The organism is Acinetobacter sp. P1(2025) (genome assembly GCF_051390655.1).
GTDB classification, from domain to species: Bacteria; Pseudomonadota; Gammaproteobacteria; order Pseudomonadales; family Moraxellaceae; genus Acinetobacter; species Acinetobacter junii.
On sequence record NZ_JBPKBJ010000136.1, the window covers coordinates 1 to 3,315 of the forward strand.

Sequence of the window (3,315 nt, forward strand, 5' to 3'; positions counted from 1 at the left end):
CATAGTGTCCTACCTAAACGTTTAATTGTTCGAAGTAATTCATTTCGCTCTAGCGAGCTACTCTTTGTATCTTTCCATGGTTTCGCATTTTTTCTAGGTGGAATCACCGCATGCGCTTGCCGATCTGCAATGACCTGACGGCATTGCTTGGTGTCATAAGCTCCATCGGTATAAACAGAGTCAATCCGCTCATCTTGTGGAATCTGATTAAGTAAATCACCAAGCACCTGTGAATCACTGACATTATTGGTTGTAAGCTGAACTGCTCGTATTTGCAGGGTTTTAGCATCTATACCAATATGTAGTTTACGCCATTGGCGACGATATTCAGCTCCATGTTTCTTGCGTTTCCATTCGCCCTCACCTAGAAACTTCATGCCTGTAGAGTCCATGAGTAGATGCAGCCCATCGCTACTTTTTTGGTAGCTGATTACAATATCAATATGCTTTTGTCTTCTACAAAGCGTGGTGTAATCTGGAGCTATCCAATTTAATCCGCAAAGTTTAATCAGACTTTGCACAAAGCCAGTGACCATACGTAAAGACAGACGGAATAAGGATTTAATCATTAAGCAGTATTGGATGGCTGCGTCGGAGTAGGTTTGATTTCGCCCTTGTTTGCCTTTTGATGGCGCATACCATTGCGTAGCAGGATCAAACCAAATGGCAATATTTCCGCGACTCATGAGTGCTCGGTTATATGCGGGCCAATTGGTTGTGCGGTAGATTTTGTGTGTAGGCTTCTTCATTTGAAAATTATATCGCTGAAAAACCCTTTACAGATAGGTTTGTGCAACAAAGCCTTACGACGATCACACTCAGCTATGCATTCACCTTGCTGATTTTATTGCTACATACAACTTCGACCGCAGACTCAAAACACTCAGGGGCCTGACTCCCTACGAATTCATCTGCAAACAGTGGATAGATGAACCTGAACTTTTTAAGATTGATCCGATCCATCAAATGCCGGGACTAAACAAAAGAAAAAAAAGGCTTTTAGTTTTTTAAATTTCCACAGTGGAAATTTAAAAATATTTTTTTAATTTTTAAAATTATGCTAATATAAATTTAATTTTTATATATTTAATCCATGACAATATACGTAATTGCCAATCAGAAAGGTGGCGTTGGAAAGACCACACTCTCAACCAATTTAGCTGTTGCTCTGAGCAAAAAAGGTCAGACTATTCTTGTAGATGGAGATGATCAACAATCCTCTATAAAATGGAGTAAACGTAGAACACAAGACTCGATTACAACCATTTCGCTCAAAGATAATTTAAAAGAAGAACTACAACAGTTAAAAAATAATAATAAATATATTGTATTGGATGTTGCAGGACGTGATTCAGCTGAGTTTCGTTCAGCATTATTAATAGCAGATGTTCTTATTATTCCAACGCAACCTAGTCAAACAGATATCGAAGTGCTGCCATTTGTGCTTAGATTGGTAAATGCTGCTAAGCAAGTAAATAAGAAATTAGAAACTTTTGTAGTCTTAAATAAAGCACCAACCAATACCAAATCTACAGAAATTGATGCTGCTTTAGAGTTGCTACAACAAGTCAAGTCTGTGAAAACACTAAATACCATTGTGCGTGATCGCAAACAATTTCGCGATGCAATGATCGAAGGAAAATCAGTATTAGAAATGGGTAGTAGTAAAGCAAAAGATGAATTAAATGAATTTTTGGTGGAGATCCTGTAATGGCGAAAAAACCACTCATTGTCGATTTTGATGATGCCTTTGAAATGGAACAAGCATTTATTAATGCAGCAGGAACAGGCAAAGTTGCATTGGTATCATCGACTGAAAATAATATTGTTGATCTACCTATAGAGCTTATTGACTTCTCAGAGCATCAACCTCGCATTATTACAGACAAAGTTTTACAAGATGTTGAAAAGCTTGCCAAAAGTATTGAAACGAATGGGCAAATTTATCCGATTGTTGTGATCAAAAAAGAAGAAACATATGAGCTTGTTGGTGGAGAAAAAAGGTTTCGAGCTGTTCGTGATGTATTAAAACATAAGACTATTCGTGCAATTATTCGAGATGATAAATCTACAGAAAAGACAGCTTTAATTTCATTGATTGACAATTTACATCGGTCAAATCTTAGTGATTTTGAATTAGTCAATGCTATACAAAAACACTGCGATGAGTTTGGTTATACTATACAAAATATAGAATTTATTACTCAAAAATATCAATTAGATCAATCTAAATACTTTAGATTAATGAGCTTTTATAAACTGCCAAACTATATAAAAGAAGATCTAAAAATCCACCCCAAAGCGATTTCAGGTGCAACCGCACAACAATTGTTAACTGAATTAAATAAACTGGTTTTAAAGTTTAACCATCAACTAGTTGAAGATACCACGTTAACCATATGGAAAAAGTACCTAAATGAATTTACAGAAACAAATCGTCCATCAAAAAAATTCATTTATCAAATAGAAAAAGCATTAACGGTACAAGAGACAGCTAAAAAACAAGATCAAAGCATCGAAAATGCCTCTCTAGTAAACAAAATGATCTTAAAAAATAAAAATGGTCTTAAATTTGGTTCGATTAAGATCGAGAAAAGTCTCAATGGGAAAACAGTCCTAAATATTCGCACCAGTTTAAATGCTGAATTTAATCAAGAAAAGATTGAAAAGTTAGAAGAATTTCTTGCCGGTTTAGATGACCACCCATAAAAATTATAAATTTCCACTGTGGAAATTTATAATTGAGTATCCAATATTTTTTTAAATATTGGGTACTGCTATTTATCATACATATTGAATTAAAAAGTGTTAAAGGGAAAAATGCTTACCAGAACGGTAACTGATCTTCTGATGGATCTAAAATTTCATCCATATCAGAATCAACAATATTTTTATCTTCATGATCTGCCTTTTTAGGCTTAACAGATTCTGTTGAGCCTAAGTTGTAAATTTAAAAATTAGCCATTTCAACAGTATTGAGTTTATACAGCCAGTATCAGCTGAGATCGTTACGATAGAAAAAAATTGGAAATGCAAAAAAAATCACTTGAAGTCCTGACCAAGTTAAGTGCAGTTTTGATATTAGATTTACCAGATTTTATTCGACATTTTATCTTGAATCGGCTTTGTTGCACAAAGCTATTCTTGAGGGCTTCTTTAGCAATATAATTTCCAGATGAAGAAGCCTGCACCTAAAACTTACCGTACAACCAATTGGTCCTCGTATAACCAAGCTTTAATCAAGCGAGGAAATATTTCAATCTGGTTTGATCCTAAGACGCAATGGTATGCACAACCACAAGGCAAGCAAGGACG

3 protein-coding genes and 2 pseudogenes are annotated in these 3,315 nt (G+C 35.1%); 4 read left to right on the forward strand and 1 reads right to left on the reverse strand.

Going from position 1 to position 3,315, the window contains the following annotated elements:
• A partial coding sequence (locus tag ACSC97_RS17900) for an IS5 family transposase (RefSeq protein ID WP_436662291.1) occupies window positions 1–749 on the reverse strand: 749 nt, incomplete at its 3' end.
• A gap of 55 nt (window positions 750–804) precedes the next feature.
• Between ACSC97_RS17900 and ACSC97_RS17905 the strand changes: the two are divergent.
• From ACSC97_RS17905 to ACSC97_RS17920, 4 genes and pseudogenes are all read left to right on the forward strand, one after another.
• A pseudogene (locus tag ACSC97_RS17905) lies at window positions 805–1,011 on the forward strand (hypothetical protein); the annotation flags it as partial.
• Window positions 1,012–1,093: 82 nt separating this feature from the next.
• On the forward strand, window positions 1,094–1,711 hold the full coding sequence (locus ACSC97_RS17910) for an AAA family ATPase (protein WP_000158575.1): 618 nt from the start codon (window positions 1,094–1,096) through the stop codon (window positions 1,709–1,711).
• Entirely contained in the window at window positions 1,711–2,709 is a 999-nt protein-coding gene (locus ACSC97_RS17915; protein ID WP_001085468.1) for a ParB/RepB/Spo0J family partition protein, read from the forward strand. The genes ACSC97_RS17910 and ACSC97_RS17915 overlap by 1 nt, the downstream gene beginning before the upstream one ends.
• 466 nt (window positions 2,710–3,175) lie before the next feature.
• A pseudogene (locus ACSC97_RS17920) lies at window positions 3,176–3,315 on the forward strand (IS5/IS1182 family transposase); the annotation flags it as partial.

What these genes read in the sequence shown, in the direction of transcription:
- ACSC97_RS17910 (WP_000158575.1), top strand. Translation starts at nt 1,094, where the DNA reads ATGACAATATACGTAATTGCCAATCAGAAAGGTGGCGTTGGAAAGACC.
- ACSC97_RS17915 (WP_001085468.1), top strand. Translation starts at nt 1,711, where the DNA reads ATGGCGAAAAAACCACTCATTGTCGATTTTGATGATGCCTTTGAAATG.